24 protein-coding genes are annotated in these 24,002 nt (G+C 58.7%); 9 read left to right on the forward strand and 15 right to left on the reverse strand.

Translation table 11 applies throughout. The features are described 5' to 3' along the window. Positions 1 to 32: 32 nt before the first annotated feature. Genes leuB through leuC form a run of 3 tightly spaced genes read right to left on the reverse strand, consistent with a single transcriptional unit; the run spans position 33 to position 3,241 of the window. The gene (gene leuB / locus LRR79_RS14005; protein ID WP_231757806.1) at positions 33 to 1,106 is read right to left on the reverse strand and encodes a 3-isopropylmalate dehydrogenase; all 1,074 of its coding nucleotides are present in this window, start codon (positions 1,104 to 1,106) and stop codon (positions 33 to 35) included. A 24-nt stretch (positions 1,107 to 1,130) separates the two neighbouring features. Beyond that, positions 1,131 to 1,778, reverse strand: a complete 648-nt coding sequence (gene leuD / locus LRR79_RS14010) for a 3-isopropylmalate dehydratase small subunit (protein WP_231757807.1) — start codon at positions 1,776 to 1,778, stop codon at positions 1,131 to 1,133. Beyond that, on the reverse strand, positions 1,778 to 3,241 hold the full coding sequence (gene leuC, locus LRR79_RS14015; protein WP_231757808.1) for a 3-isopropylmalate dehydratase large subunit: 1,464 nt from the start codon (positions 3,239 to 3,241) through the stop codon (positions 1,778 to 1,780). The genes leuD and leuC overlap by 1 nt, the downstream gene beginning before the upstream one ends. A 125-nt stretch (positions 3,242 to 3,366) precedes the next feature. On the opposite strand from leuC, the gene LRR79_RS14020 reads away from it, so the two are divergent. Then, on the forward strand, positions 3,367 to 4,245 hold the full coding sequence (locus LRR79_RS14020) for a LysR family transcriptional regulator (RefSeq protein ID WP_231757809.1): 879 nt from the start codon (positions 3,367 to 3,369) through the stop codon (positions 4,243 to 4,245). Positions 4,246 to 4,391: 146 nt separating this feature from the next. Further along, entirely contained in the window at positions 4,392 to 5,174 is a 783-nt protein-coding gene (locus LRR79_RS14025) for a TIGR04219 family outer membrane beta-barrel protein (RefSeq protein WP_231757810.1), read from the forward strand. Between the two features lie 87 nt (positions 5,175 to 5,261). Here the strand turns inward: LRR79_RS14025 and aroC are convergent, their stop codons facing one another. Together aroC and prmB are read right to left on the reverse strand one after the other, a co-directional pair. After that, complete coding sequence (gene aroC, locus LRR79_RS14030) at positions 5,262 to 6,362, reverse strand: chorismate synthase (protein ID WP_231757811.1); 1,101 nt, start codon at positions 6,360 to 6,362, stop codon at positions 5,262 to 5,264. A gap of 79 nt (positions 6,363 to 6,441) precedes the next feature. Further along, complete coding sequence (gene prmB, locus LRR79_RS14035) at positions 6,442 to 7,368, reverse strand: 50S ribosomal protein L3 N(5)-glutamine methyltransferase (RefSeq protein ID WP_231757812.1); 927 nt, start codon at positions 7,366 to 7,368, stop codon at positions 6,442 to 6,444. A gap of 169 nt (positions 7,369 to 7,537) precedes the next feature. Between prmB and folE the strand changes: the two genes are divergently transcribed. Next, positions 7,538 to 8,077, forward strand: coding sequence for a GTP cyclohydrolase I FolE (gene folE / locus LRR79_RS14040; protein ID WP_231757813.1), 540 nt, complete (start codon positions 7,538 to 7,540; stop codon positions 8,075 to 8,077). A 65-nt stretch (positions 8,078 to 8,142) separates the two neighbouring features. Then, positions 8,143 to 8,499, forward strand: a complete 357-nt coding sequence (locus LRR79_RS14045; protein ID WP_231757814.1) for a 5-carboxymethyl-2-hydroxymuconate Delta-isomerase — start codon at positions 8,143 to 8,145, stop codon at positions 8,497 to 8,499. Between the two features lie 4 nt (positions 8,500 to 8,503). Here the strand turns inward: LRR79_RS14045 and LRR79_RS14050 are convergent, their stop codons facing one another. From LRR79_RS14050 to LRR79_RS14085, 8 genes are all read right to left on the reverse strand, one after another. Next, positions 8,504 to 9,346 carry an alpha/beta fold hydrolase gene (locus LRR79_RS14050; protein WP_231757815.1) on the reverse strand — a complete coding sequence of 281 codons (843 nt, stop codon included), beginning with the start codon at positions 9,344 to 9,346 and terminating at the stop codon, positions 8,504 to 8,506. A 172-nt stretch (positions 9,347 to 9,518) separates the two neighbouring features. Further along, positions 9,519 to 9,977: a phosphohistidine phosphatase SixA gene (gene sixA / locus LRR79_RS14055; RefSeq protein ID WP_231757816.1), complete on the reverse strand. Its 459-nt coding sequence runs from the start codon at positions 9,975 to 9,977 to the stop codon at positions 9,519 to 9,521. A 32-nt stretch (positions 9,978 to 10,009) separates the two neighbouring features. Then, a complete protein-coding gene (locus LRR79_RS14060) occupies positions 10,010 to 10,627 on the reverse strand; it encodes a DUF4389 domain-containing protein (RefSeq protein WP_231757817.1) in 618 nt (205 codons plus the stop codon). A gap of 162 nt (positions 10,628 to 10,789) precedes the next feature. Next, on the reverse strand, positions 10,790 to 11,068 hold the full coding sequence (locus tag LRR79_RS14065) for a DUF4389 domain-containing protein (RefSeq protein WP_043315464.1): 279 nt from the start codon (positions 11,066 to 11,068) through the stop codon (positions 10,790 to 10,792). Positions 11,069 to 11,095: 27 nt separating this feature from the next. After that, positions 11,096 to 12,145: an NAD(P)H-dependent glycerol-3-phosphate dehydrogenase gene (locus LRR79_RS14070; protein ID WP_231757818.1), complete on the reverse strand. Its 1,050-nt coding sequence runs from the start codon at positions 12,143 to 12,145 to the stop codon at positions 11,096 to 11,098. 271 nt (positions 12,146 to 12,416) lie between these two features. Then, entirely contained in the window at positions 12,417 to 14,330 is a 1,914-nt protein-coding gene (htpG, locus tag LRR79_RS14075; RefSeq protein WP_231757819.1) for a molecular chaperone HtpG, read from the reverse strand. 155 nt (positions 14,331 to 14,485) lie between these two features. Then, a complete protein-coding gene (locus tag LRR79_RS14080) occupies positions 14,486 to 15,745 on the reverse strand; it encodes a serine hydrolase domain-containing protein (RefSeq protein ID WP_231757820.1) in 1,260 nt (419 codons plus the stop codon). A gap of 356 nt (positions 15,746 to 16,101) precedes the next feature. Further along, positions 16,102 to 16,704 (reverse strand): peroxiredoxin, encoded by a 603-nt coding sequence (locus LRR79_RS14085; protein WP_231757821.1) that lies wholly within the window; start codon positions 16,702 to 16,704, stop codon positions 16,102 to 16,104. Between the two features lie 301 nt (positions 16,705 to 17,005). Here LRR79_RS14085 and LRR79_RS14090 point away from each other — a divergent pair, with 301 nt between their 5' ends. From LRR79_RS14090 to bfr, 3 genes are all read left to right on the forward strand, one after another. Next, the gene (locus tag LRR79_RS14090; RefSeq protein ID WP_407665211.1) at positions 17,006 to 17,254 is read left to right on the forward strand and encodes a bacterioferritin-associated ferredoxin; all 249 of its coding nucleotides are present in this window, start codon (positions 17,006 to 17,008) and stop codon (positions 17,252 to 17,254) included. 147 nt (positions 17,255 to 17,401) lie between these two features. Further along, positions 17,402 to 18,718 (forward strand): DUF2254 domain-containing protein, encoded by a 1,317-nt coding sequence (locus tag LRR79_RS14095; protein ID WP_231757822.1) that lies wholly within the window; start codon positions 17,402 to 17,404, stop codon positions 18,716 to 18,718. A gap of 293 nt (positions 18,719 to 19,011) precedes the next feature. Then, entirely contained in the window at positions 19,012 to 19,494 is a 483-nt protein-coding gene (bfr, locus tag LRR79_RS14100; RefSeq protein WP_231757823.1) for a bacterioferritin, read from the forward strand. Between the two features lie 153 nt (positions 19,495 to 19,647). Here the strand turns inward: bfr and grxD are convergent, their stop codons facing one another. Both grxD and LRR79_RS14110 read right to left on the reverse strand, forming a co-directional pair. Then, on the reverse strand, positions 19,648 to 19,980 hold the full coding sequence (gene grxD / locus LRR79_RS14105) for a Grx4 family monothiol glutaredoxin (protein WP_043315455.1): 333 nt from the start codon (positions 19,978 to 19,980) through the stop codon (positions 19,648 to 19,650). A gap of 166 nt (positions 19,981 to 20,146) precedes the next feature. Further along, positions 20,147 to 21,532, reverse strand: a complete 1,386-nt coding sequence (locus LRR79_RS14110) for an MBL fold metallo-hydrolase (RefSeq protein ID WP_231757824.1) — start codon at positions 21,530 to 21,532, stop codon at positions 20,147 to 20,149. Positions 21,533 to 21,851: 319 nt separating this feature from the next. Here LRR79_RS14110 and LRR79_RS14115 point away from each other — a divergent pair, with 319 nt between their 5' ends. Next, entirely contained in the window at positions 21,852 to 23,039 is a 1,188-nt protein-coding gene (locus LRR79_RS14115; RefSeq protein ID WP_231757825.1) for an aspartate aminotransferase family protein, read from the forward strand. Between the two features lie 28 nt (positions 23,040 to 23,067). Next, entirely contained in the window at positions 23,068 to 23,982 is a 915-nt protein-coding gene (gene argF, locus LRR79_RS14120; RefSeq protein ID WP_231757826.1) for an ornithine carbamoyltransferase, read from the forward strand. Positions 23,983 to 24,002 lie beyond the last annotated feature (20 nt).

Consider the following 24,002-nt stretch of genomic DNA (forward strand, 5'->3'; position numbering starts at 1 on the left):
GCCGGGATGACATTGACTGGTGGCTTGCCGTATTAGAAAGCGGCCACCACTGCTGCGCCCATTTCCGCAGTGGAGACTTTTTTACAGCCGTCCGTGTAAATGTCCGCGGTGCGCAGTCCCTGATCCAGAACCTTGCTCACTGCCGCCTCGATGGCGTCGGCCGCGTCGCCCATATTCAGGGAGTAACGCAGCATCATGGCGGCGGAAAGAATGGTGGCCAGCGGGTTGGCGATACCCTGCCCTGCGATATCCGGCGCACTGCCGTGGCAGGGCTCGTACAGGCCAAAGCCGGATTCGTTCATGGAGGCCGACGGCAGCATACCGATGGAGCCGGTGAGCATGGCGGCGGCGTCGGACAGGATGTCACCGAACATATTGCCGGTCACCATCACATCAAATTGCTTGGGTGCACGCACCAGCTGCATGGCCGCGTTGTCCACGTACATGTGGGACAGCTCGACGTCCGGGTATTCCGGGGCCAGGCGGTCCAGCACTTCGCGCCACAGTACGGTCACTTCCAGCACATTGGCCTTGTCCACGGAACACAGCTTGCCGCCGCGTTTCCGGGCCGCCTCGAACGCGGTGCGACCGATACGCTCGATCTCGGACTCTTTGTACACGTAAGTATTGAAGCCCTGCTTTTCGCCGTTTTCCAGCGTCTTGATGCCGCGGGGCTCACCGAAATAGATACCACCGGTGAGCTCGCGCACGATCAGAATATCCAGGCCGGAGACCACTTCCGGCTTGAGGGAGGAAGCGTCGGCCAGCTGCGGATACAGAATGGCCGGACGCAGGTTGGCGTACAGACCCAGGCCGCTGCGAATTTTCAGCAGGCCTTTTTCCGGGCGAATGGCGCGGTCCAGGGTGTCCCACTGGGGACCGCCGACGGCGCCCAGCAATACCGCATCGCAGTCACCGGCGTTTTTCAGTTCCGCATCGGTCAGCGGTTCGCCGTGGGCATCGATGGAGGCACCGCCGATCAGGCCTTCGGTAAATTCCAGGTTCAGGCCGAACTTTTCATCGGCGGTTTTCAGTACCGCCACCGCCTGCTCGACAATTTCCGGGCCGATTCCATCGCCCGGCAGGATCATGATTTTTTTGCTCATGGGTCTTCCAGTTATTCTGTCTTGTTACTTCACGGCATCAAACAGCCAGGGCGCCTGTTCGCGGCGCTTGGCTTCGTAGGCGCGAATCGCATCGGCGTCTTCCAGAGTCAGGCCGATATCATCCAAGCCATTCAGCAGGCAGTGCTTGCGGAAGGCGTCCACCTCAAAGTCGATGGTGTCGCCGCTGGGTTTGATGACCTGTTGTTTTTCCAGGTCGATGGTCAGCTGGTAGCCCTCTTCCGCGTACATCTCCTGGAATAACTGTTCCACAACATCTTCTTCCAGAACAATCGGCAGGAGACCGTTCTTGAAACAGTTATTAAAGAAAATATCCGCGAAACTCGGTGCAATCACCGCGCGAAAACCGTAATCATCCAGCGCCCAGGGCGCGTGCTCACGACTGGAACCACAGCCAAAATTCTTGCGCGCCAGCAACACGGAAGCACCCTGGTAGCGCGGGTGGTTGAGCGGAAAATCCGGATTCACCGGACGCTGACTGCAATCCTGGCCCGGCTGTCCCTCGTCCAGGTAACGCAGTTCATCAAACAGGTTCGGGCCGAAGCCGGAACGCTTGATGGATTTGAGGAACTGCTTGGGAATAATCAGATCCGTGTCCACGTTGGCGCGGTCCATGGGCGCGGCCACGCCCGTATGTTTGGTAAATGCTTTCATCAGTGCGCCTCCTTCTTCTGCATATCACGCACATCCACAAAGTGGCCGGCAATCGCCGCCGCGGCGGCCATGCTCGGACTCACCAGGTGCGTGCGCCCTCCGTAACCCTGGCGACCTTCAAAGTTGCGGTTGGACGTGGACGCACAGTGTTCACCGGCACCCAGCTTGTCCGCATTCATCGCCAGACACATGGAGCAGGAAGGCTCGCGCCACTCGAAGCCCGCTTCAACAAACACCTTGTCCAGCCCTTCTTTTTCCGCCTGCGCCTTCACCGACTGGGAACCCGGAACCACAAGTACCTGCTTCACACTGTCGGCCTTTTTGTGGCCCTTGGCCACTTCGGCGGCGGCGCGCAGGTCTTCGATACGGGAGTTGGTGCAGGAGCCGATAAATACACGGTCCAGCTTGATGTCGGTAATCTTCTGACCGGCTTCCAGCCCCATATATTCCAGCGCGCGTTCGATACCGGTTTTTTTGGTGGCATCACTTTCGTCCGCCGGGCTCGGGACTACCGCGCTGACCGGTACCACCATTTCCGGTGACGTTCCCCAGCTCACTTGCGGCTCGATATCTTCCGCCTTCAGTTCGACGATTTCATCGAAGTGCGCGCCGTCATCGGAGTGCAGACGACGCCAGTTTTCCACCGCCTTGTCCCACTGTTCGCCCTTGGGCGCGTAGGGTTTGCCCTTCACGTATTCCAGAGTGATATCGTCCACCGCCACCATACCCGCGCGGGCACCGGCCTCGATGGCCATATTGCAGATGGTCATGCGCCCCTCCATGGACATGGCGCGAATGGCGGAACCACCAAACTCGATGGCATAGCCGGTACCACCGGCGGTGCCGATTTTGCCGATGATGGCCAGTACTACGTCTTTTGCGGCTACACCCGGGCCGAGCTCACCGTCCACGCGTACCAGCATGTTCTTCATCTTTTTCTGAATCAGACACTGGGTGGCCATGACGTGCTCCACCTCGGAGGTGCCGATACCGTGGGCCAGGGCGCCCAGTGCGCCGTGGGTGGACGTATGGGAGTCACCACACACCACCGTCATACCCGGCAGGGTCGCGCCGGTTTCCGGCCCGATCACATGCACAATCCCCTGACCCGGATCGTTGATGCCGAACTCGACGATGCCGAAGTCCTTACAGTTCTCATCCAGGGTCTGCACCTGGATACGGGACACCTCGTCCTGGATCCCGGCGATACCGCCGGCGCGCTCGGCGGCGTCGGACGGCACATTGTGGTCCGGGGTAGCCACCACGGAATCGGTGCGCCAGGGCTTGCGGCCAGCCAGGCGTAGCCCTTCAAAGGCCTGAGGAGAGGTCACTTCGTGAATCAGGTGACGGTCGATGTAAATCAGTGCGGTGCCGTCGTCGCGGCTTTTAACCAGGTGGTCTTGCCACAGCTTGTCGTAGAGCGTCTGTTTTTTATTCGCTTCTTGCTTCTCAGGATGGCCCATAGCCCCATCTCCTCTATGGATAACATGCGGGAGTCTAGGGGGAGCCTTGAATAACATCAATTTATATTTATTATATGGCGCATTCGTTTTTGGAATACCCGAAAACAGCCATTCAGAGAAGCATCATGGAAATCCAGTGGCTCAGGGCCTTTCTTGCCATTTCAGAACAGGGCTCCGTTTCGGAGGCCGCGGAACAGCTGCACCTGACGCAACCGGCGGTCAGCAAACGCCTGGCCTCCCTGGAGCAGCAGCTGGGCACCCCCCTGTTTGACCGAATCGGCCGCAAACTACAGTTGACCAACGCCGGGCGCGCCCTGTTACCCCGCGCGCGCCATATCCTGAACGAGGTCAGCGACGCAGAGCACGAGCTGCGCAGCCTCGGCGAGACCATTGGCGGCAGCCTGCGTATTGCCACCAGCCACCACGTGGGCCTGCACCACCTGCCACCGGTGCTGCGCGAGTTCAGCAACCTCTACCCGGATGTGGCGCTGGATATCGACTTTCTCGACTCGGAACAGGCCTATGAAGCACTGATGGCCGGTGAATACGAGCTGGCGGTGGTCACCCTGGCCCTGAAGGATTACCCCAATCTCAACGCACAGATTATCTGGCCGGACCCCTGCGTGGTGGTGGCCGCCCCGGACCACCCGCTGGCACAGATGCCCGAACTGGACCTGCCGGCCCTGGCACAGTACCCGGCCATCCTGCCGGATATGAACACCTACACCGGCCGCCTGATCAAACGGGAATTCGACGCCCACGGGCTCAAGCTGACCGCCAAACTGGCCACCAACTTCCTGGAAACCATCAAGATGATGGCGGGCGTCGGCCTCGGCTGGAGCGTGCTGCCGAAAACCCTGATCGACGATACCCTCGCCGAACTGCCCATGCCGCAACTGAGCATTGTGCGCAACCTGGGCATCATCTATCACCGCAACCGCACCCTGAGCAATGCGGCCAATGCCCTGCAGCAGCTGCTGTTCAAGGAAGCCCGCGGCCTCTGACTGACCCGGCCGCAAGGTCCGGTTCAACGGGAACGCCAAGCAGTACGCAAAATTGCGTCGAAATATCGCTGAATGGCCGCCGGTTCAGGGAAACTTCATCAAAAGGCGGTAGAATCCGCCGCAGAATTCAACGGGAGAGACTCCACATGAAAAAAATAACCCTGGCCATCTGCGCAGCACTGGCCTCCGCTTCTGCCAGTGCCGACACCATCCTCGGCTTCGACGCAACACTGGGTGCCTGGAAGCCCGCCTATAGCGGCACCATTGGCGTCGACAATTTCAATGTCGATGAATTTGCCCTCGCCGAAGACAACGTGACCTTTATTCAGGCAGCCCTGGAACACCCGATCCCCCTGATCCCGAATATTCTGGTGGCGCACAGCAAGATCGAAACCAATGGTGCAACCACCCTGGACGAAAACGTAACCTTCGGCGATGAAACCTTTGTGGCGGGCTCCGAGCTCAGCGCGAATATGACGCTGAGCCATACCGACGCCACACTGTATTACGAGATCCTCGATAACTGGGTCAACCTGGATCTCGGCCTCACCGCCCGTATGTACGACGGTGACTTCCAGGGCGACGGCGTTATCGGCTTGGCTTGCATCCCGGAATCTGCCCCCTGCCCATCGGTACAGCAAACGGAAACGATCGAACTCTCCGGGGTTCTGCCCATGGTTTACGGCGTAGCCCGTTTCGACCTGCCCTTCACCGGCTGGTCCATCATCGCCCAGGGCAACGGCACCAGCTATAACGGCGACCGTCACACCGATCTGACCGCCAAGATCCGCTGGGACTTCGTACCCGCACTGGATTTCGCCATCGAAGCCGGTTACCGCTCCATGACCCTGGACGTCAAAGAGCTGGACGCCCTGCAGAGCGACCTGGAAATCAAGGGCCCCTACCTCGGTCTGAACCTGCACCTGTAATCGCGATTACCGATCGACAGGCACAAAAAAGGCGGAGCGTTTCAGGCGCTCCGCCTTTTTTAACAGGGATACCTGGCCAAACCCAAATCAGGCGGAGTCGCCCGCCGGAATCGTCAAGCCAAACTCCACATCCCCGTTCTGCGCCCGCTGACGCATGATGTGGTCGATCAGCACCAGCGCCATCATCGCCTCTGCAATCGGCGTCGCACGAATACCCACGCAGGGATCGTGGCGCCCCTTGGTCACTACCTCGATCGGGTTGCCGTTGGTGTCGAGGCTTTTGCCCGGGATACGCAGGCTGGAAGTGGGTTTCAGGGCAATATGTGCAATCAGTTCCTGACCACTGGAAATACCGCCCAGCACACCGCCGGCATTGTTTGACTGAAAACCTTCCGGGGTAATCTCATCACGGTGCTCGGTCCCTTTCTGCTCCACGGAAGCAAACCCAGCTCCGATTTCCACGCCTTTGACCGCATTGATACTCATCAATGCGTGAGCCAGATCCGCATCCAGGCGATCAAAGATCGGTTCACCGAGCCCCGCCGGCACGCCGCTCGCATGTACGGAAATACGCGCACCGATGGAGTTGCCCTCTTTGATCAGCGCCTGCATGTACGCCTCCATCTCCGGCACCTTGTCCGCGTCCGGGCAGAAGAACGGGTTTTCGCTGACCTGAGACCAGTCCAGCTTGTCGGTTTTGATCGGGCCTAACTGGGACAGATAGCCCCGCACCTCGATCCCAAACTGCTGCTTGAGCCACTTCTTGGCAATCGCGCCCGCGGCTACACGCATCGCGGTTTCCCGCGCGGAAGAACGGCCGCCACCGCGATAGTCCCGCAGGCCGTACTTGGCCCAGTAGGTGTAATCCGCATGGGCCGGCCGAATCTGCTCGGCGATATTGGCGTAATCTTTGGAGCGCTGATCGGTGTTTTCAATCAGCAGACCGATCGGGGTTCCGGTGGTTTGTCCTTCGAACACACCGGAAAGAATCTTCACCGCATCCGCTTCGCGGCGCTGGGTGGTATAGCGGGAGGTACCGGGTTTGCGCCGATCCAGTTCCAGCTGGATTTCTTCGGCGGAGATTTCCAGTCCCGGAGGGCAGCCATCCACAATACAGCCCAACGCAGGACCGTGGCTTTCGCCAAACGTGGTGACACAGAACAGTTTGCCAAATGTGTTGCCCGACATACCCGGTTTTCCCTACCCCAGTGAATTATTCGTTAAAGGCCGCGCATTATAGAGGATTCTCCAACGAGGCGCTGGAGATTCAAACCGCCTCCGCAAACATGGCGCGGCAGGCCAGCAGCTCTTCCCGGGTCAGCACGAAAACCCCGTGCCCCCCATCTTCCAGCTCTGGCCAGAAAAACGGTACCCGCGGATAGGCTTCTTCCAGCGCGACCCAGCTATTGCCGACTTCACACACCAGCACTCCCTCCGGCTGCAGATAGTCCGGCGCTTCCAGTAACAGGCGACGGGTGAAATCCAGACCGTCGTCACCGGAACCCAGCGCCAGCCCCGGCTCCGCCTGGTACTCCGCGGGCATTTCCGCCAGATCCCGGGCGTCCACATACGGCGGGTTGCTGACGATCAGGTCATAACTACAACCCTTGAGGCCAGCAAACAGGTCCGACTGTACCGCGCGCACCTCTTCATTGAGATGATGCCGATTGATATTGATCTGGGCGACCTCGAGGGCATCGGAAGAAATATCACTGAGATCCACCCGCGCCTCCGGAAATGCCTCGGCACAGGCAATGCCGATGCAGCCACTGCCGCAACAGAGATCAAGAATGGCGAGAGGCTCCTGCGGCAACCAGGGTTCAAAGCGGTTGCGGATCAGCTCTCCAATCGGGGAGCGCGGCACCAGTACCCGCGCGTCCACATAAAACGGCAGGTCACAGAACCAGGCTTCGTTGGTGAGATAAGGCGCGGGCAAGCGCTCATTGACCCGCTTGCGCAGCACTTCCATAACCGCTTCCCGCTCCGGCATGGTCAGCCGCGCGGACAGGATTTCCGGCTTGCTGTCCACGGGCAGGTGCAACGCGTGGGTGACCAGCAGGACAGCTTCATCCCACGCATTGTCGGTGCCGTGGCCGAACCACAGCTGCGCTTCATTGAAATGGCTGGCGCCCCAGCGGATATAGTCCAGCACGGTACACAATTCGTGCAGATCGGACTCCCGTTTCTCTATCATTGGCGATATTCCTCAAAGTTTGGCGCTTTACTACCGTGTGACAAAGGCTTAGGGTAGCGCACCCTCTGGTCGCGAGACCGTCCCCACCGGTTCACCGGTGATCGAACGCCCGTTCATTTGCGTATTGATGGCAGAACAACCCCGCGGGCGAGACGTTGGAAGCATACTGATGAAAGAACACTACGCACACATTATCGAAGCCATTGGTGAAGACCTGGAGCGCCCGGGACTGAAAGACACCCCTCAGCGCGCGGCCAAGGCCATGCAGTACCTGACCCGCGGCTACCATCAGACGGTGGAAGAGATTGTCAACGACGCTCTGTTCCCCTCCGACTGCAGCGAAATGGTATTGGTGAAAGATATCGAGCTCTACTCCATGTGCGAACATCATATGCTGCCGTTTATTGGCAAGGCGCACGTTGCTTACATCCCCGATGGCAAAGTACTGGGTCTGTCCAAAGTGGCGCGCATTGTAGACATGTTTGCGCGACGTTTGCAGATTCAGGAACAATTAACCGTACAGGTGGCCGAGACGATCCAACGGGTAACCGGGGCCGCGGGTGTGGGCGTCATTATCGAAGCCAAACACATGTGCATGATGATGCGCGGGGTGGAAAAGCAAAACTCGGTAATGAAAACGTCGGCGATGCTGGGCTCATTCCGCAGCCAGCAGGCCACCCGCAACGAGTTCCTGTCCCTGATCCGCTAGTCCCAGATCATCTGGCGCGATTTAATCGGCGACCTGACTGGCAGAGTTAACTGGAGAGCCCGGCAATGCCCCATCTGGTGATTGAGTATTCGCAAAAACTGGAAGAGTGTATTTCCATTCCCGCTCTGGTCAGCAATGGCCAGCAGGCGATGAGTGAGACCGGGCTATTCAATGCCAGCGCGATCAAAACCCGCGCCCTGCCCTACCGGGACTTCGTGCTCGGCAAAAGCCATGAGGGCTCGAGCAACCTGTTTATTCACGCGGAAGTACGCATTCTGGAAGGGCGCACGGCAGAGCAGAAAGAAGCGTTGAGCGCAGCGATTTTTAACTACCTGTGCGAGGCAGCGCCGGATGTTCCGGAAATCTCCGTGGAAGTGCGGGATATGCAAAAGGCCAGCTATTCCAAGCGAATCCCCTTCTAACGGATTAACCGGCCCGCCCTTCCCCGCCACAGAGAAAGGGTAAAAACCACTCCGCAATGTCCTCTGCACTGTCCTCCATATGCAGGTGGTGGCCGCCGGCAAACTCCCTCAACGCTAAATTCGGCATCTGCTCAGCCAGGGGCCGAATGCGCTCAATCATCCCCTGAATACCCTCTTTGCCCAGGGCCAGCCGAATCGGCATGGTGGCCCGGGAGAGAAAAGCGCGCACCTGAGGTTCATTCATTTTGGCCAGTGAGCTCGCCATCAGCTGGGGATCATTGCTCCAGGTATACCCCCCCTCACAGGAGCGCACACCCCGCTCCACCAGCGCACGGGCCGCGTCGTCGCTCAATTTGAACAGGCCGTGTTTGCGCGCGGTCACCGCCACCTCGAGCGATTCAAACACCCGGCTGCGGCGCCCGCGGTAGCGTGCGCGTTGCTCGATCCCTTTGCGCAGGGTTTCCGGCGCCTCCGCATCGGTGGTCGGTGGCGGCACCAGCCCATCGATCAGCGCAAGCCGCTGAACCCGCTCGGGAAAAGTGGCCGCAGCAATTGTGGCAATGACCGCCCCACGGGAATGCGCCAGCATGGCAAACCGGGCCCAGCCAAGCGCGTCGGCAATGGCCAGCACGTCCTCTATTTCGGTCCAGATGGTGTAATTCGCGTCCCGGTGACGGTGATAACTCTGCCCGTGGCCGGCGAGGTCCACCGCAACCAGGTTGAGGCCTTTGAGCATCGGCGCCATTTTGTCGAAACTGGCACAGTTATCCAGCCAGCCGTGCAACGCCAGTACCGGAACGCCCGCGGGATCTCCCCATTGCCGGGCAGCGATTTGATTGCCCTGCACATCGAGCGTAATTTCGCGCGGGGGAAGCGGGGAATGGGACGGGGAGGAACTAGGCATAAATTAGAAATGGAATCGCTGCCGAAACCCACATGCTGACAGCCCTGCAGCGGTGTCGCAATGGCCACAGAACTCAGCGGCTTTAACCGATCGCACAGTCCGGGCAGGTTTTCACTCAGGGCCTGTGCTGCAACCACTCCAGTTCGGCACAATCGCGCGCCCAGACTTCACTGGAAATACAGGCGAGACTGGCGGTGCCCATCGGGTGCTCATCACCGCTGCCACAGAGCCCGTTTACCAGGGTACCCACCAATGGCTGATGGCTGACCAGCATCAAGGGAAAGCGCTGTGCATCTGCTGCCATCAGTGCGTCCAGCACTACATCCACCGGGGTTTCGCTGGTCAGAAACTCCTGAATCTCCACCGGCAGATCAAAGGTTTCGGCCACAATTTTGGCGGTCTGCCGCGTGCGCACAAAGGGGCTTGCCCAGATGGTCTTCACCTGTGCCAGCTCCGAGGCGCGCTGCCGACACACGGCGGCGACTTCCGCGCGCCCTTCGTCGGTCAGGGCGCGGGTTTCATCGCTTTTCCGCAGGGGTTCGGCATGGCCGTGACGCATTACAAACAACAGCACTGGGCTCTCCAATTACAGCGGACCGCCGGTGATTACTTCTTCTCGTCGGAAGCCTTGCCTTCACTGTCCGATGCGGCCGCCTCCGCGGAGTCAGCACCCAATTCGATGACGGTCTCTTCCTCATCGCTGGCTTTACTGGTTTTTGCCGGCTTCTTGCGCTTGGCGGGCTTCTCTGCGGCCTGCCCCTCGGCGGAGGCGCTTTCCGGCTCAATCACGTCGTCGCTACTTTCGCCCAGAACCTCATCCACTTCGGCCTGTACTTCGTCCACTTCGGCTTCGACGTCGTCCAGTTCGGCCTCGAGGGTGTCGACGTCGTCAATTACCTCACCATCCACTTCTTCCGCACTTTCGTAGCTGGACAGGTCTTCCTCTTCAGACTCTGGCCACTCGGAAAACGGGAACGGCTTCTCTTCGGTGTTGTAGATCAGAAACTGCAGCGTCTGATAGATATAGGAGGAAATCTGATCCCCCAGGCGGCGCAGGTTATCGTTGGCTCCGCCAGTAAAAATGGCGAACAGGAATTGGGCGATAACCACCGCCAGCATCACAAAGCCGGCGATTTCCAGCAGCACCGCAAACAGCACCATATACACAAGGCGCAGCCACTGGTTGGTTGAGGTCAGGTTTTGTTTCAATTCTTCATTGCTCATTGGGCGATCACCAGTCCGTTGTTGGGCACCACAAATGGGGACAGGCCGGCCACCAGGCCAGCCACGATTCAGTCAATCCGAAATTCAGGAACACTCAATATAGTCCGATTTCGTTTCAGATTTGATTCCGCGGCGAGAATCCAGTCCTCTACCTGGCGGCGCTCAGGATTCCGGCCACTCGGAAAAAGGAAACGGTTTTTCTTCGGTGTTGTAGATCAGGAATTGCAGGGTCTGGTAGATATAGGAGGCAATCTGATTGCCCATCTGGCGCAGATTCTCATTCGGGCCACCAGAGACAATGGCGAACAGGAACTGCAACACGATCGTCGCCAGCATGACGACACCCGCAACCTCCAGCAGGATCACGAACAGCACCATGAACAACAGACGCGTCCAGTGGTCGGCCGAGGTCAGGTTCTGCTTCAGTTGTGCATTATTCATAGTATTTCCGCAGCGATTGATAAGGAGTCAGGGTTTGGCCGAATAGGCCACATCAAAGGTTTGCGCCCCGGACATCAGCTCGCGGATAACCGTGGGAATCGGGGTACCTTCAAATAATATGGCGTGAATGGCAGAAACCAAGGGCATATAGACGCCCAATTCATCGGCTTTGGCCTTAATCAGGCGAACCGTGTTCACGCCTTCCGCCACCTGGCCGATCTCGGCAACCGCATCTTCCAGTTTCTTGCCCTTACCCACCAGGTATCCCACCCGGTAGTTGCGGCTGAGATCCGAAGAGCAGGTAAGAATCAGGTCTCCCACACCGGCAAGACCGATAAACGTCATGGGATCGGCGCCGATGGCCTCGGCAAAGCGCATCATTTCCGCCAGCGCGCGCGTGATCAGCAGACTGGTGGTGTTCTGCCCACGCCCCAGCGCAACGGCCATACCGGTGACAATCGCGTAAATATTTTTCAGCGCCCCCGCCAGCTCTACGCCAAACACATCGTTACTGGAGTAGACGCGGAAGGTCTCTGAATGCAGCACCTTCTGGATGGTAGTACACAGGGACTCGTCTTCACTGGCGATCACCGTGGCGGTGTAGTGCCCCGCGACAACCTCCTTGGCAAAGTTAGGGCCACTCAGTACCCCAACCCGCATACCTTCGGTTTCCTCGCGCAGAATATCGCTCATCAGGTGGAAGCTGTCGTGCTCCACGCCCTTGGTCAGGGAAATGAGCATGGTGCCCTGATCCAGCACCGGCGCGGCGCGGTGCACTACCTCACGGAAAGATTTACTGGGGATCGCCACAAATACCACCTGACAACCACGCACTGCCTGCTCGAGGTCTGCGGTGATATTGAGGTCCGGATGCAGTGCTACGCCGGGCAGGTAGTGGCGATTTTCCCGATCCGCCATACAGGCGGCGGCGCGCTCGGGGTCGCGCATCCACTGGCGGGTGTCGTGGCCGTTTCCGGCAACAATATTGGCGATCGCGGTGCCAAAACTGCCACCACCGAGCACGGCGATGGACATTCTGGATTCCGGGGCGTCTGAAGATACGTCTTGCTGGGTCATACCACTCTGTCGTGTTTCGTGTGCAGCGTGGGATTATACGGAGCCCGCTGCCAGCACCCAATGGGCGCAGAGGAAATTGATCATTTTTGCCAAGTTCGCCAATAAATGCCGCCTAATCACGGCCAATTCGCGTAAAAAACCGGCAGGCAAAATATAGCTCAGTCTTTTCCGCGCGGACCAAACCCGGAGCAGTTTTCGAGGCAACGCCACCCAATAAAAAAGCCGGCGGAGAAGCTCCGCCGGCTTTTGCAGCAAAACACCTACGGCGGGCTTAGCGATTCAGCTCCAGCAGCAGTGTGTTCAGGCGGCGCACATAGTCCGCAGGGTCCGCCAGCTGGTTGCCCGCCGCCAGATTTGCCTGATCCATCAGGATATTGGTGAGATCCGCAAAGCGGTCTTCATCCTGCTCCTGATCCAGGCGCTGCACCAGCGGGTGATTGGGGTTCACTTCAAATACCGGCTTGGCATCCGGCAGTGTCTGTCCCGCCTGCTCCAGAATACGGCGCATCTGCAGCCCCATATCGTTGTCGCTGGCCACCAGACACGCCGGGGAATCCACCAGGCGGGTCGTTGCGCGCACGTCTTCCACGCGCTCTTTCAGCACTTCCTTGACGCGCTCTACCAACGCACCGGCTTCTTTTTCTGCCTTTTCGCGCTCGGCCTTGTCGTCTTCATTTTCCGCTTCACCCAGATCCAGGGCGCCTTTGGCCACGTCCTGGAACGCCTTGCCGTCGAACTCCTGCATATGGCCAACGAACCACTCGTCCACCTGATCGGTCAGCAGCAGTACTTCGATGCCTTTCTTGCGGAAGACTTCCAGGTACGGGGAGGACTTGGCGGTGGCAAAGTTGTCAGCGCACACGTAATAGATGTTCTTCTGACCCTCCTGCATGCGACCAACATAGTCTTCCAGGGACTGATCCTGCTTGGCATCGTCGGTGTGGGTGGTGGAGAAACGCAGCAGCTTGGCAATTTTCTCTTTGTTGGAGAAATCTTCCGCCGGGCCCTCTTTCATCACCGAGCCGAACAGATCCCAGAACTTCTGGTACTGATCCGCGTCTTTCTTCGCCAGCTTGTCCAGCATGTCCAGCACGCGCTTGGTCAGGGCGCTCTTGATGGCGTCGGTATTCTGGTCTTTCTGCAGGATCTCGCGGGAGACGTTCAGCGGCAGATCGTTGGAATCCAGTACACCCTTGACGAAGCGAAGGTACAGGGGCAGGAACTGCTCGGCGTCGTCCATGATGAAGGTGCGCTGTACGTACAGCTTGAGGCCGCGGGCGGCATCGCGCTGGTACAGATCAAAAGGCGCGCGCGCCGGGATATACAACAGGCTGGTGTAGTCCAGCTTGCCTTCCACACGGTTGTGGCTCCAGGTGAGCGGGTCGTCAAAGTCGTGGGAGATATGCTTGTAGAACTCTTTGTACTCCTCACTTTTCACCTCGGAGCGCGGGCGGGTCCACAGGGCCTGGGCGGCGTTGACCGCTTCAAACTCTGGCGCCTTGTCTTCCTTGCTCTCCTCGTCATCAGAGGGCACTTCCTGCTTCAGCATTTCCACCGGGATAGCGATGTGGTCGGAGTACTTTTTGATGATGGAGCGCAGGCGCCAGTCATCGGCAAATTCTTTGGCTTCATCTTTCAGGTGCAGCACCACGCGGGTACCGCGGTGCGGCCATTCGACGTTCTCCACCGAGTATTCGGCTTCGCCGCTGCACTCCCAGTGCACACCCTGGCTGGCATCGGCGCCTGCGCGGCGGGTGAATACGTCGACCTTGTCGGCGACGATAAAGGCGGAGTAGAAGCCCACACCGAACTGACCGATCAGGTGCGCGTCCTTCTTCTGGTCGCCGGTAAGGTTCTGCATAAAGTTGGCGGTGCCGGAGCGGGCGATGGTACCGAGATTCTCGATGACCTCGTCGCGGCTCATACCGATACCATTATCGGTAATGGTCAGGGTACCCGCGTCCTTGTCGAATTCGATGCGGATACGCAGATCCGGGTCTTCCGCCAGGAGGCCGGGATTGGAGAGCGCCTCGAAGCGCAGCTTGTCGGCGGCGTCGGAAGCGTTGGATACCAGCTCGCGCAGGAAAATCTCCTTGTTGGAGTACAGCGAGTGGATCATCAGGTGCAGTAACTGCTTGGCCTCTGTCTGGAAGCCGTGGCTCTCTTTATGCGCCTCAACAGTCATGAGTGGTATCTCCCCTATCTAAAACAACTTCGGCCTGCCCGACGGCAGACAATTCAATGTCAGGGGATGCAATATTGGGACGGTCACGCGCAATTCAAGCGCGCGACCGGGTTTTGGCGGAGGGCGACCGGTACAGCTCCCCCCGGCGGCAGTGACTATTTTTTCGACGCTGCGGCGATTGCCTGTACCAGCTTGCCGTTACCAGTGATATCCGCAATAAAATTGCCGGTGAGATCAGAGATTACCCGGGACTCCGCGTTCATCAGGATGACAATGCCCACCTTGCGCTTCTCGGAATAAGCGATGGCTGCGCGGAAACCGGCGACCCAGCCCCCGTGGAAGACAATGCGATCATCCCCCACCGTGTACAGTCGCCAGCCGAGGCCGTAACCGGCGTGGTCGATATAGTCACGCCAGATCCGATGACGCAGGTGGCGGCGGGTCTCCACCCGCTCGGTGGTGAGGTCGTTGATCACCTCGTGGGACAGGATATCCGGGTAATAGCCCATCTGCGCCTTCAGCCACTGGGCCATATCGCTGATGCTGGCATTCACACCCGCTGCCGGAGCCGCCAGGTAATACTCTTTCTCGACCTTCACCGGGCGCCAGCCCTTGCCGGTCTGCACATGGGGCGCGGCGCGATTGTTCGCCGCCATAAAGCTTTCCCACCCCAGCGAAGCATCATCCATTTTTAACGGCGTGAAAAAGCGCTCTTTCAACTGGCGCCCGTAGGGCACGCCGGTGGCCTTCTGAATCACGTCTTCGATCAGGCTGAACAGCACATTCTGGTAGCCGTAGCATTTGCCGGGAGCGCAGTGGGGGTCGATGGAAGCAAACTTCGGCAGAATTTTGGACAGGGGCCGATTGTCTTCCAGATAGTTGTCGTAAGCGTTTGGGGTAAGGCCGGACGAGTGACTGAGCAGGTGCTGCACCTGCAGCTGCATGGACAGCGCCGGGGTCTTGAAACTGAGCTGTGGCACATAACGCACCACCTTATCGCCCCAGTTGAACTTGTGCTTGTGCTCCAGCACGGCCGCCATACTGGAGGCGAAGGTCTTGGACACGGAGGCGAGACGGAATACGGTGTGCGTAGTCACCTTCTGGTGCTTGCCCTTCATCCGCACCCCGTAGGTGTCCATGGCGACCACCTTGTCGCGATCCACGATGACATAAGCGGCGCCGGGAATTCCCTGCTGCTTCAGCAGTTGGCGGAAATAGCGATCAAACTCCCGGGCACTGGCTTCCACGCTTTTCGCGACAGCCTTGTTGGCTGTGCGCGCGCTGGCGGACTTGTCGCCGCGGCCGGCATCGGCAACCGCCGGGGCCGTGGCGCTGGTCAACGCAACGGCAACGAGAAACGGTACCCACGCGCCACGCAGATCACTGTAGATTCTGTGGAAAATGCCCTGAAACACCTTGAAGTACACCGTGTGCGTTACTGCAATACACCGAGTTGCCCAGCCATCGGCCGCCCCTGCTGTGCCCGGTCGGCATAACAGGCGAAACGCCCCACCCGCTCAGACTGCGTCGGCAAATGTGTGGAAGTCTGAATATAAGACTAGCAGCCCGGCAAAAAATTCTTTGCCCGGAAACCCCCGGTCACAGTATCCCCAGCGGCGACGCATTGTAATAAAACTGGAACAGGCGCGCATGTTAGCGCATTTTTTACCCCTGCTGGCGCAGGAAGATTTTCTCCGGGCATAAAAAAACCGCCTCGTGGCGGTTTTTCCAAGCACGGGAAGGCCGGCGGCCTTCCCTGCACTCCTGCAACTTACAGCTTGCCGGAGTTCTCGCTCAGGTAGGCAGCAACACCTTCCGGGGAAGCGTTCATGCCTTTGTCACCTTCCTGCCAGCCCGCCGGGCAGACCTCACCGTGCTCCTGGTGGAACGCCAGCGCGTCAACCATGCGCAGCATCTCGTCGACGTTACGACCCAGTGGCAGATCGTTCACCACCTGGTGACGCACAACGCCTTCTTCGTCGATCAGGAAGGAGCCACGGAAAGCAACGCCGCCTTCAGACTCAACGTCGTAGGCCTGGCAGATTTCGTGCTTCACGTCCGCAACCAGGGTGTACTTCACTTCACCAATACCACCGTCGTTGATGGCGGTGTTACGCCAGGCGTTGTGAGAGAACTGAGAGTCGATGGAAACACCGATTACCTCAACACCGCGCTTCTGGAACTCCTCAAAGCGGTGGTCGAAGGCGATCAGCTCGGACGGGCACACAAAGGTGAAGTCCAGCGGGTAGAAGAAGATCACCGCCTTCTTGCCCTTGATGGTTTCTGCCAGGTTGAACGCGTCAACGATTTCGCCGTTACCCAGTACTGCTGCCGCGGTGAAATCCGGTGCGGGCTTACCTACTAATACAGCCATGAGAACCTCCTCAATGAGATAGATAATGGATTGTAGAAATGGTCAATTTATAACCAGCAGCTATAAATAGACAAAAGATCGATAGGGGGCCGCTATGATACACAGGGGCCTAAGGCAGTCCCATTAAATTTTTATATAACGCCAATAGCAGCTGCCCCACGCCGTTTGCCCTCCTCATAACCCCAGACCAACGGGTCAAATTCAACCCTTCTGGTTACCATACGACCAACTAGAATACATACTGAACGGTCGAAAAATCTTATTGACACTTATTCTCATTAACAATAAGATCCACTCTCCGTTGAATAGAAGACTGTATTTGCGCCAGGTTACCGCGATGTATGTATGTATCTGCAAAGGCATCACCGACAGCCAGATTAAAGAAGCTGTATACGATGGTTCCACCTCAGTGAAAGCACTGCGTCGCCACCTCGGGGTATCCTCCCAATGCGGCCGCTGTGCGGAACTGACGCAGGAGATTATCGACGAGACCATGACCGCCGGTATGCTCACCAACACCAACAGCGCCCTCTTCTATTCCGCCGGCTGATTGCCGGCGCCCACTCGCCGTCGTCTCGCCCCGGCATCACTTATTTACCGGCACCGCTGCGGCATCCCGCTCCCCCACCTGCGCCCCCTGACCTAGGCTTAAAGCTGCCACTTTGCTTTTACCTGAGCCTGGAGTCTGTGCGGGTCCATGAAACAACAGCTGCTGCACCTTGCCGAACGACTGCGCGCCAGTTTCTGGGTTATCCCGGCAATCATGATGGCTGCGGCGATCCTATTCGCGCAGGGGTTTCTTAGTATCGATCGGCACTGGAACGTTGAACAGCTCCCCGGGCTGGGCTGGTTACAACTGCGCGACCCGGACAGCGCCCGCGCTTTGCTGTCCGCCGTTGCCAGCTCCACCATTACTGTGGCAGGTACCGTCTTCTCTATTACCACCGTCGCCCTGACCCTCGCCTCCAACCAGTTTGGCCCCCGTCTGGTACGCAACTTCATTCGCGACCGGGGCACCCAGATTTCCCTGGGCATCTTTCTTTCTACCTTTGTCTATGCGCTGCTGGTCATGCGCGGTATCGACACCAGCGGCCCGCGACACCATCACACCCTCGCGGTCAGCTTTGCGCTGCTGATGGCACTGGCCTGTATCGCCTACCTGATTTATTTCATTCACAACGTCGCCCAGTCCATTCAGATCGACAACATCACCTTTGAGATCAACCGGGAGTTTCGCAACGCGCTGGATACTATTTATCCCGCGGACGACTGTCGCAACCCAAGAACCTGCAGACGGGATATACGGGATATCCCACTCGCGGACGACCGCCTGCAGGTACGGGCCAACAAAGAGGGGTACATTCAGCGCATCGATAACCGCAAGCTGATTGCCTGGGCCTGCGAGCACCAGTGTACGGTGCGCCTGAAAATCCATCCGGGGGCATTTCTCTACCACTGGGGCAATATCGCCACGGTGCACAATCCGCCGCGAAATATTGACAGCCAGGCGATCGCCGAAGCCATTCAAGGCGCGATCACCCTCGGCGCGCAACCCACTGCCGAGCAGGATGTCATATTCTCCGTTCGTCAATTGGCACAGATCGCGGTGCGCGCCCTGTCGCCGGGGATCAACGATCCCTTCACGGCCTATACCTGCATTGACCGCCTGGTGGATGGGATCGGTATCATTCTGCAACGCCCCGCACTTCCCAACTGCTTTCACGACGACGATCAGAACCTGCGCCTGGTCACCACCGAACTCAACTTTGCCGATGTGTTGGCAGCGGCCCTGGATGAAATCCGCGAGTACGGCCGGGACAGCGGCGTGGTCATGCGACATTTATGCAGCGCACTGATTGCGCTTGCGGAAATCTGCTCGCGCAAGGAAGAGCAGCAGGCCCTTAGGCAATTGATCCAACGCCTGCAGGAGGATTGCGAAATCAGTCTGAAAGACAGATTTGATGTCGCCGCGATTCAGAAGCAGCTCTCCAAAATGCGCAGCGAGCTCGAATGAACCCGCGCCCGCCGCAAACAATCTAAACAGCAATCGTTCTCAGTGTAGTTTTCGGCCTTTTTCCCGTTAATTTTCTGGCTTTTTTCCTGCACGTTCGCCGACATTCCTCGCTTGACTTGTCCTTTTCTGCAACGCAAACTCCACACAATCTCGCGCTGTGGACTCTACAATTCTGATGGTACAGGCCGGAATAACTCCGTTGCTGTTCACCGCCTGTTTTAGAAGATCAGCGCCAACGTTTTGATTAATAATTACCGCCACAGGACATTGCGACCCGGCTCAAGGAGAACACCATGAAAGGCGATCCCAAAGTCATCGAACATTTGAACAAGGCACTGGGAAATGAGCTGATTGCCATCAACCAGTATTTTCTGCACTCCCGTATGTTCAAGGACTGGGGCCTGAAAGAGCTGGCCGACAAGGAGTATCACGAATCCATCGACGAGATGAAACACGCCGACTGGCTGATCGAACGGATTCTGTTTCTCGAAGGTATTCCCAACCTGCAGCATCTCGGCAAACTGCTTATCGGTGAGAACACCGAGGAAATGCTCAAGTGCGATCTGAAGCTGGAACAGAAAGCCATTCCTGATCTGCGCGACGGCATCGCCTACTGCGAATCGGTACGCGACTACGGCAGCCGTGAACTGCTGCAGCGCATTCTCGATTCCGAGGAAGAGCACCTGGACTGGCTGGAAACCCAGCTTGGGCTGATCGACAAGGTCGGCCTGCAGAACTACCTGCAGACCCAGATGGTGTCCGCCTCCGAGGAATAAAATACCCTGGGAGCCGGCCCTGCAGACGAACGGGGCGAAGCGCGCTGTTCGTCTGCAGGGCCGGCTCCTACAGGCAAATTCCGGGCACAAAAAAACCGCGAAATCTCGCGGTTTTTTTGTGCCCGGGCTTATGGCTCCGAGATTCGGCAGTGATTACTCGCCCTGCTCGGCATCCTTGGCGGCTTCCTCGATCAGGGTTTTCAGCTCACCGCTTTCATGCATCTCCATGATGATGTCGCAGCCACCCACCAGCTCCTGCTTCACCCACAACTGCGGGAAGGTCGGCCAGTTGGCGTATTTCGGCAGTTCCTGACGGATATCCGGGTTGGACAGCACGTCCACATAGGCAAATCGCTTACCACAGGCCATCACAGCCTGGGAGGCACGCATGGAGAAACCACACTGCGGCGCGTTGGGGCTGCCTTTCATATAAAGCAGGATGTCGTTATCGGCGATCTGCTTTTTGATGTTTTCCAGAGTATCCATAGTGGAATCTAACCTCGAGTTTATGCATTCATGCCGGAAGAGCGCACACTAAAGCACTTCCCATCAGCGGTCGCCGGGTGGCGATGTCGCACATCGCACGCCTCCGGGGCCACAGTCGCGCGGATTGTACCTGACCCCCATGCATTCCGCACCCTATGGGCGGGCTTTACTCCGGGGCGCCCTCCCGCCCCTGCATGACCGGGAAATCACAGGTGTGCCAGGCTTTCATCCCGCCGAGCAGATTGCGTACATCGCGAAACCCGGCTCGGCGCAGAATACTCACCGCCACGCCGGCCCGGTGCCCGACACCGCAGGTCACGACCAGAGGGGCGTTTTTATCCAGCGCCAACTTCGCCAGCTTCTCTTCGAGATGCCCCACAAAACAATGCAGGGCACCGGGAATATGTCCGGCAGCGAACTCACCGGCCTCCCGCACGTCGAGGACCCGCTGGGATGGCAGCGCCTGCCTCAGGGATTGTGGCGAGATCACCCCGCAACACCCCCAGGGCTGCCCACTATCGCGCCAGCCTGGGAAACCACCCTTGAGCCCGCCGACAACCCGGTCGAGGCCAATCCGCGCCAGGTGCATTGCACCCTCGCGGATGTCTTCCTCGCGGTCGCACACCAGCAGAATCCTGTCCTGGGACTCCGCTACCCAACCACCAAACACCGGCAAACCCTGGAGCCACACGCTGTAGCTGTTTTTGATATGCGCGGCGCAGTAGCCCTCGGGCTCCCGTGTATCGATCACCTTCGCATCGCGGGCAGCCTCAGCGAACCTGTCTGGGGGCATCAAGGCCACCGCGTCCACAGAGGCCGATGGCTGCAACCCACCGTTGAGATTGACGAGCTCCATCCGTCGGAAATACGGAGGTCGAGGTAGCTCCTCGCCACCTTTCTGCTGCGCAAATGCCGCCCTGTCTTTGACGAATACCGGGTTGACCCGACGCTCCCGCCCCAGGGTAGAGTGCGGAATGGCATGCATCCCACTGCCACAGACCGAGCCCGGACCATGGGCGGGAAACACCAGCACCTCGTCGTCCAGCCCCCCGAGTTTCTCGTGCACCGAGTCGTAGATACACCCGGCATTTTCCACTGCACGCGCTTCGTCCGGCAGATCGCTGCGACCGGTATCCCCGTAGAAAAGCGTATCACCGGTAAACACGCCCCAGGGGCGGTCATTTTCCAGCCCGAACACCAGATAGCACACACTTTCCGGGGTATGCCCCGGGGTATGCAGGGCGACCAGCTTCAGCGCACCAACTTCAAACCCCTCGCGGTCACCCAGTGCGATATCACCTCGCCCGAACAGCGCGTGCCCGGTATTCACCACTTTGGCCCCGGTTACCTCCGCCAGATAACGGGATCCCATCACGAAATCTTCGTGTCGGTGTGTTTCCAGAATGTGGGTAATCCGGCACCCAAGATCACGGGCAGTCCGCAAATACACGTCCACGTCCCGCCTCGGGTCCACAATAGCCGCTACATCGCCGTCCGTAATCAGGTAAGCGAAATGCGAGATGACCGGAGTTTCGATCCGCACCAGTTGCATAGTCGACTCCTCGCAATCGAATGCCAAAAACCTGCTCTGCCGCTTCCCCTTCCCGGCCCGAAAGTGGCTTTCAATGGTTACTACAGGTTAGGCACAGCCTGTGTCTTTAACGACTCCCGAGAAAACGATAAACCGACAAAAAGCTGTGCTAGTATTGCCGGTTCCCCGGGGAAATTGCGGTCACGATACGCCCAAGGCGTATTTTCTGCGGTTTCCCTTTTACTTTGGGCCCTTTTGTCTCGCATTGCTTGTCGAAAGTTTGTCGATCGCTATCGCGAAAGCAGGCCCAACAGAGACCCACCCACAGAGGAGATATACGGTGGCTACTCCCGCACTGATGCAGAACTACGGCAACAGAACCCTGACCCTGGTCAGAGGTGAAGGTAACTACGTGTGGGATGACAATGGCCGACGATATCTCGACGCGCTCTCCGGGATCGCGGTGTGTGGCCTCGGCCACTGCCACCCGGCGGTTACGCTGGCGATCCAGGAACAGGCCAACACCCTGCTGCATGTCTCGAACCTGTACAACATCCCGCCCCAGGAACAGCTGGCAGATAAACTGGTAAAGCTGTCGGGAATGGACAATGTGTTTTTCTCCAACTCCGGTGCCGAGGCCAACGAGGCAGCGATCAAGCTGGCACGCAAGCTCGGCAACGAGCGCGGCCTCGCCTGCCCCAAGATCGTGGTGACCGAAGGTGCATTCCACGGGCGTACCCTCGCCACCCTGACCGCCACCGGCAACCCCAAGGTGCAACAGGGCTTTGCGCCGCTGCCGGAAGGCTTTTTGCGGGTGCCGTATAACGATGTGGCAGCCATCGACGCGCTGGCCGATAGCCACGATGATATCGTGGCGATTCTGGTAGAGCCGGTACAAGGTGAAGGGGGCATCCGTATTCCGGACGCCGATTACCTGCTGCGCCTGCGCGCACTCTGCGACAACCGGGACTGGCTGCTGATGCTGGATGAAATCCAGACTGCCAACGGCCGTAGCGGCAAGCTGTTCGCCTATCAGCACACTGATGGCCTGCTGCCGGATGTGGTCACCACGGCCAAAGGCCTGGGTAACGGCGTGCCCATCGGCGCCTGCCTGGCGCGCGGTAAAGCCGCCGAACTATTTACTGCCGGCGCCCACGGCTCCACTTTTGGCGGCAATCCGCTGGCGTGCCGCGCTGGCCTGGCCGTGCTGGAGACCCTGGAGAGCGAGTGGCTGATCGAGAAAGCGGCAACCCTCGGTACGCAACTGCTGGAGCAGCTCAGATCCGACCTGGCCGGCTGTGCGCACATCAAAGACATCCGCGGCCTGGGATTGCTAATCGGCATCGAGCTGGATCGCCCCTGCGCCGAACTGGTGGATCTGGCCCGGGCCCAGGGACTGCTGATCAACGTCACCGCCGGCAACGTGGTGCGCCTGCTGCCGCCACTGACTCTGAACGATACGGAATGCCAACAGGTCGCCAGCACCGTCGCCGCACTGGTGCGGGACTTCGCGCAACAGGCCGCCTGACGACAAAGGAATTAAAGAGGATACCAATATGGCAGTCAGACACTTTCTCACTCTGCTCGACCTGAATCGGGACGAATTGCGTTCAGTCGTCGAGCGCGCGATCGAGCTCAAGGCACTGCGTAACCAGGGCATTGCCAGCGAACCGTTTCGCAATAAAGTGCTGGGGATGATTTTTGAGAAATCGTCCACGCGCACCCGGGTTTCTTTTGAGGCGGGCATGGCGCAGATGGGCGGCAGTGCCCTGTTCCTGTCCCCCCGCGACACCCAGCTGGGACGCGGTGAACCGATTGAAGACAGTGCGCGAGTGATCTCGCGCATGGTCGACATGGTGATGATCCGCACCTTCGGCCACAACGTGCTGGAGCGCTTTGCGGAATACAGCAAGGTGCCGGTGATCAACGCCCTCTCCGACAGCTACCACCCCTGTCAGCTGCTGGCAGACCTGCAGACCTACGTAGAACATCGCGGTAGCCCGGAAGGCAAAACCGTGGCCTGGGTAGGAGACGGCAACAACATGTGCCACTCCTATATCAATGCCGCGCTGATGTACGACTTTGAACTGCGTATCGCCTGCCCGGAAGGCTACGATCCGGACGAAGCCATCCTCGCCCGTGCCAAAGACCGGGTGCAGGTGGTGCGCACCCCAAAAGAAGCCGTCAGCGGCGCCGACTGGGTTGCCACCGATGTGTGGGCGTCCATGGGCCAGGAAACCGAGCAGCAGATCCGCCTCAAGGCGTTCGACGGCTACCTGGTCGACCACGAGCTGATGAGCCACGCCAACCGGGATGCCATCTTTATGCACTGCCTCCCGGCGCACCGCGGCGAAGAAGTCAGTGGCGAACTGCTGGAAGATGAAAAAATCTCCGTAGTGTGGGGCGAAGCCGAAAACCGACTGCACGCACAGAAGGCGCTGATGGAATTTCTCCAGGACAACAGCAACTGACCGGGTGATTCACCCACGGC

This window comes from Microbulbifer elongatus (assembly GCF_021165935.1).
Classification (GTDB): domain Bacteria; phylum Pseudomonadota; class Gammaproteobacteria; order Pseudomonadales; family Cellvibrionaceae; genus Microbulbifer; species Microbulbifer elongatus.